Source organism: uncultured Nostoc sp. (genome assembly GCF_964245445.1).
Classification (GTDB): Bacteria; Cyanobacteriota; Cyanobacteriia; order Cyanobacteriales; family Nostocaceae; genus Nostoc.
In genome coordinates this window covers 1-5,519 of sequence record NZ_CAXTNE010000393.1, presented here as the reverse complement: position 1 = coordinate 5,519, position 5,519 = coordinate 1, and the positions used below count along the sequence as shown (strand labels likewise).

At 38.9% G+C, this 5,519-nt stretch carries 3 protein-coding genes; all 3 read right to left on the bottom strand.

Annotated elements, in window-relative coordinates; all coding sequences use genetic code 11:
* Positions 1 to 3,901 (bottom strand): ATP-binding protein (locus ACFE90_RS35685; protein ID WP_375506984.1); only part of this gene is annotated, 3,901 nt, incomplete at its 3' end.
* 320 nt (positions 3,902 to 4,221) lie between these two features.
* Positions 4,222 to 4,476 (bottom strand): hypothetical protein, encoded by a 255-nt coding sequence (locus tag ACFE90_RS35680; RefSeq protein WP_375506983.1) that lies wholly within the window; start codon positions 4,474 to 4,476, stop codon positions 4,222 to 4,224.
* Between the two features lie 397 nt (positions 4,477 to 4,873).
* Positions 4,874 to 5,389: a hypothetical protein gene (locus tag ACFE90_RS35675; RefSeq protein ID WP_375506982.1), complete on the bottom strand. Its 516-nt coding sequence runs from the start codon at positions 5,387 to 5,389 to the stop codon at positions 4,874 to 4,876.
* Between the last annotated feature and the right edge of the window lie 130 nt (positions 5,390 to 5,519).

Genomic DNA, 5,519 nt, shown 5'->3' with positions numbered 1-5,519 from the left:
GCATTGCCTTAAGGGGGATAGAGATCATAAATTCAGCCCCTCGTCCTAAAATCGGTACACACTCCAACTGTCCTCGATGCTTATTAGTCACAATCTGGTAACTAATAGATAGCCCTAAACCAGTGCCTTTACCAACAGGTTTGGTGGTAAAAAAGGGTGTGAAGAGTTTTTGCCGCACATTTTCGCTGATACCAGAACCGTTGTCAGCAATACGAATGACGGCAAAATCGCCTTCAACAGTAGTACGAATTGTAATGATGCCTGGCTGACGTGCAATCTCGGCGTAAGTTCGATGTTTGTTAAATTCTTCCAAAGAGTCAATCGAATTAGCGATCAGGTTCATAAATACCTGATTCAGTTGGCCAGGATAGCATTGTACAGGTGGCAGGTTACCGTACTCCTGTATTACCTGAATTCCGGGAGAGTCTGGTTCGGGTTTAAGCCGATTTTGCAAAATCATCAGGGTGCTATCAATGCCCTCATGGATATCAACGGCTTTGACTTCAGCTTCGTCTAGGCGGGAAAAGTTTCGTAAAGATAATACAATCTGGCGAATGCGATCGGTTCCCACTTTCATGGAAGCCAACAGCTTAGGTAAGTCTTCCATCAAAAAATCTAAGTCAACCGCATCTATCTTATTCTGAACTTTAGGCGGTAAATTCTGGTTTTGCTGCTGATAAAGTTGCACTACACTCATCAAGTCTTTGACATAATTATTAAGGTAAGTAAGATTGCCGTAGATAAAGCTGACTGGGTTATTGATTTCGTGAGCAACGCCTGCTACCAACTGCCCTAGGCTAGACATTTTTTCGCTTTGCACCATCTGGGACTGGGTGAGCTTCAATTCATCGAGCGTGTGTTCTAGCTGTTTTGCTTTCTCACGCGCTTCTGTTTCTGAAATCTCTAACTCCTGGGAGTATATGTGCAAATTTGTGTAGAGCCGAGCATTTTCTATAGAGATGGAAACTTGCGAGGTTAACAACTTCAGTACCTCTAATCGCTCTGCGGTAAAGACTCCGGTGGTGAGGTTATTTTCCAGGTAAAGAACTCCAGTTAGCTTACCCTGATGAGAGAAAGGCAAACACAAAATTGATTTGGGTTGATTGGCAACAATATAGTTGTCACTCACAAAACGCTCTGTGTGGCTAGCATCGTCTAAAACCAAATTTTCTTTTGTTCTTTCAACATAATTAATCAGCAAAACTGGTAGTTTATGCTTTACTTGAGACAGACTGGACGATCGCACTGTCACTTGATCTCGATCAATGCTTCCTTCGGCTTCAATCACCCACTGGTTTTCTCGTTTTACAAGTAGATAACCCATTTGGGCACCAGCATTCTCGATCGCGATCGTCATCATTTTCTCCAGCAGAGGATTTAACTCCATCTCGCTTGAGAGTGCTTGGGATGCTTTAATCGCTGTACTGATATCTAGAGTTTGGGTTTTAGCTTCAGAAATATCCTGAATCTGCTTTGTAGCCGTACCCCGTCCAGTTACCTCCTCGGCTGCATCTCTAAAAATTTGGGAATATTGTTCGTCCAGTTGCTGGACTTTACCTTTAGCTTCCCACTTTAGATAGCGATAGCGGGCTTCTTTAAAATAAACTTTGGCAAAGTTTTTCCTATCCTTGGCCAAGTAAAATCGAAATGCTAGTTCGTTTGCCAAGGCTTCATTTTGTAAATAACCGTTTTCGGCAGCAGAAGCGATCGCTTTATCATACAGTTCCATTGCCTGATAATCTTGTTGGTGAATCCGAGCAATTTCAGCTTGAATCAGCAGAAACTTGTGTTGATAATTGGTTGGGCAGTGTATTGCCCATTGCTGGAATTTTTCTAAGTTGGCATTTAGTTTATGCAGATAAATGGCTTGAGTTTCGGTATCTACCTCCACATAAGCCCCTGCTAAGGCAATACTTTGGTGAAAATAGAAAACAGGATTAATAAAAATCCCTCGCGCTCCTCCAACAAATTGTTCCGCATTGTCTGCATACTCAACAGCTTTGGTATATTCTCCATACCAGTTACAGAGCGCAAGTTTATAGATGTAAACTACAAATGCACTCAACATATCCGAAGATGCCAACGCAAACTCTAGCACTTGCCCTTCATCTGCCCAAGCTCCAACAAGCTCGTCAATCTTGCCTGCTGGCTTAGTCAGGTTAGCGATCGCTTCCATAGCCAGCAGATGATAGTTCAACATATTTTTGTCAATCTTGCGGAGGCTAGGAATAAAATCTTCGGCTATTTCTGCGGTTTTTTCCAAAGATTCATTTCCAAATAATGATTGCCATAAAAAATTAACTGAACAATAACCAGACCACTGGTAAGAACCTGTTTCTAAACCACTATTAAATCCCTTCAATAAATAAGGTTTACTCTCGCTAATATGGTCTTTGTAGTGACAAACTAAACCACCCCACATATTCAAAATATTTGCTTCTAATTCCTTCGTTCTTAAAACTTCATGCAACTGCAAAGATAGCTCACCGAACTCATAACCTGAATCCACTTCACCATATTGAAACACCAAATTAAAAGCATAAAGCATATAGCCAAATACCGAAATTCGTGAGTTGCCATACTGAACTGAAAGTTGAGTTATATTCATCGATGTGATATGCAACGCTTTAGATCCTAAAAAGTAGGCAATAGGCCAGACTTCTTTTAAGATGCGTTGAGCCATTAACTTCTCTTCGTCTTGCATTGGCGGTAGTTCTGCGAGACTAAAAGTTGAGCGATCGCCAATAACTTTTTTGGTTTGATTAAGTTTTTCCAATAGATATGCATCATCGGGATAAGCTGTAAACTCCAAGCCTAAAAGCTCCAAAGTATTTAACCCAATTTTATATGCGGAGTTTAAATCATTCTCCATCCGATAACACATAATCCGATATTCATTTACCCGACACATATCAAGAGTAGTTTGAACCTGATTGAATGTCTGCTCAAAAATCAGCAAAGCTTTCTCATATTTACCATTTAAAAATTTTGCTTCTCCAACTTGTAAATATAATGTTAAGGTGAGTAAATAATTATCTTGCCAGCTATTTTCAGGTAGATAACTCATTCCTGTTTTTAGCAACTTGAGTGCAGTTACAAATGCCGAAGATGATTTTGCCCGTTGACCTGCTTTCAGATTTAATTCCGCTAGTTCATATCTTTCTACTGGTTCCACAATCAATGAACTACCAGCATTGAGATGGTTGACAATATCAAAAAGGTGTTCTTCTAACTGGGCTTTTTCAGTATTATGTAATAATAATTTTCCAACCTTCAGGTGTACTTGTTGTTGCTGGTCAGTTGGAATTAAAGAATAGGCAGCTTGCTGAACGCGATCGTGCAAAAACTTATAGTCAACTTGTACAGCAGTATTGCAGTATGTTGCCAATTCTGACTGATTCAACAACTGAGGAATTTTGTAAGTATCGCTCAAAGGAAGAATTAATCCTGCCCGCAAAGCTTCCCATAAATCAATTGCTGTTGCCGATGCAGATTTTTCGTTTACTACAGCTAGAATTTCTAAATTAAAACGGTTCCCAACACAAGCAGCTAATTGTAAAACTTGCTGCGTTGGTTCTGAGAGTCTTTGAATTTTATTCACCATTAAATCGACTACATTATCGGTAATGGCTTGTTCCTTAATTTTGTTAAGATCCCAGTGCCATAAACCCGAACGGTAATCAAATTTCAAAAGATTGTCTTGATGTAGGACTTTTAATAACTGAGTCAAGAAAAAGGGATTACCTTGGCTTTTTTGAAACAGCAAATCAGCTAAAGGTTCTGCCTGAGATGACTCGCAGTTGAAAGTGTCAGTAACTAGTTGAGTAATATGAGGTGTTGCTAATGGCTTCAAAAGCAACTCTTCAACGGTAGCCCCAGATGCTCGAATTGCCTCTAGCATTAATATCAGTGGATGGGTGGGACTAACTTCGTTATCTCGGTAAGCCCCAATCGAATCTATCCCACTATTCTAAAAATCCCTAATTATTTTCGTAAAATGTAGTTGAAAATCTTGATTTTTAGTTTTTAATTATCAATTAGCTTAAGCTTTGTAGGACAGATAAAAGGAATGCTAATTGTTAAATTGAATTGTAATTTTGGATACAAAATCTTCCCAAGAATATATAAGGATGCAATGGGCTAACCTCCTTTTTTAAGTCTAGTGAGAGTAAAATCACATAAAAGTTGCTTGAACAATAGTTCGTGCATTTTGTGAAAAGCTTAAATTTCTTTATTTCCGCCAATAGCCAGTTCCTTTTTACTATGTTTCAACTGTTTCCAAAGCGCCCTAATTTGCTCGTAAGCTTCTTCTGGAGACAGCTTTCCACCTGTTTCTAGGCAAGTAATGTAACTAATTTTTTGGGCAAATTCTTGGAGGTTAGCATTAAATGCTAAAGTCTCTGGCTGGAAATTACCATAATATCGGCTACGAGGGTAAAGAAAGCTATTTTTGTCTTGCGAGTTAGGCTGTGTCATTAGTTTGTTATCTGCAATTTTTTATTAAGAGTTCTAGACTTGATTTATTCTACGTGTAATTACACAGTAGAAAAGCCAAATTCCAGAATAGATTTATATTGTAGTTAAAAATCTATTTATATGGCTACTGTAAAAAGATAGAAATAACTATCCAGTTAAAAAAATTTAAAAATTTTAGTTTAAGTAAGTCGGTAAGAATAATCCAAACTATTTTAACTAATGCAAAAAATATTGAAATTAGTTTGTAGAGACCGGCTCTAGTCCTCTCTACGAGACGATACGCGAACACTACAAACCTTTGATTATTTACGCCGTTCCAGGTTGCAGTTCCCGCACCTGTTCTCAAAGCGTTCGTTCTCCTGAATAAAGGCACAACAAAGATAATCTCGCAACGCCACTAATCTAAATCGGATGAACGATAGGGTGATAAAGTTCTCAGTTGAGGCGCAATCCAACGAACCGAACCAGTGGTAGTGTAATACACGGTACGAACACCGATGCGATCGCGAACTAACTGCAATACCTGTTTTTCTCTATCCCATATCACTAACGCAAACATCCCCACAAGTTGGCTAAGACATTGATTGCCCCATTGTTCCCAGAGATTGGCAACCAGTTGCAGAAAACTTCCTTTAAACCTATCCGGTTCAATTCCCAACTTTTGCAGCAACTGCACTCGGTTAGTTAACCAAACATCACCAACAACAACAAATCGTCCTTCAGAACTGATTGCTAATTTTTCCGTCAAAAATCCAGAAGCTGTGCGTGGGAGAATTACAGAAATTTTTTCATCTCGCCAAGCGATATCTTCATAATTTTCATCAATTGTTCCCCACGCTACGCGCCAGGTTGGCTCAGTCTTGATAAATTCGATTTTAGGAGATTTCCGATTTTTAAATGCATCAAATAGCATGAGAAGTTTTACAAATTTTCTACTTCTTTATACTTAATACCAAGAACAAGGGTCATAATAAACCAAGTATAGGACTCATATCAAGTCCGGTGAATCACTTACGATTACCGTATCTGTGCAAAAATCTCAA

What these genes read in the sequence shown, in the direction of transcription:
- ACFE90_RS35680 (WP_375506983.1), bottom strand. Translation starts at nt 4,476, where the DNA reads ATGACACAGCCTAACTCGCAAGACAAAAATAGCTTTCTTTACCCTCGT.
- ACFE90_RS35675 (WP_375506982.1), bottom strand. Translation starts at nt 5,389, where the DNA reads ATGCTATTTGATGCATTTAAAAATCGGAAATCTCCTAAAATCGAATTT.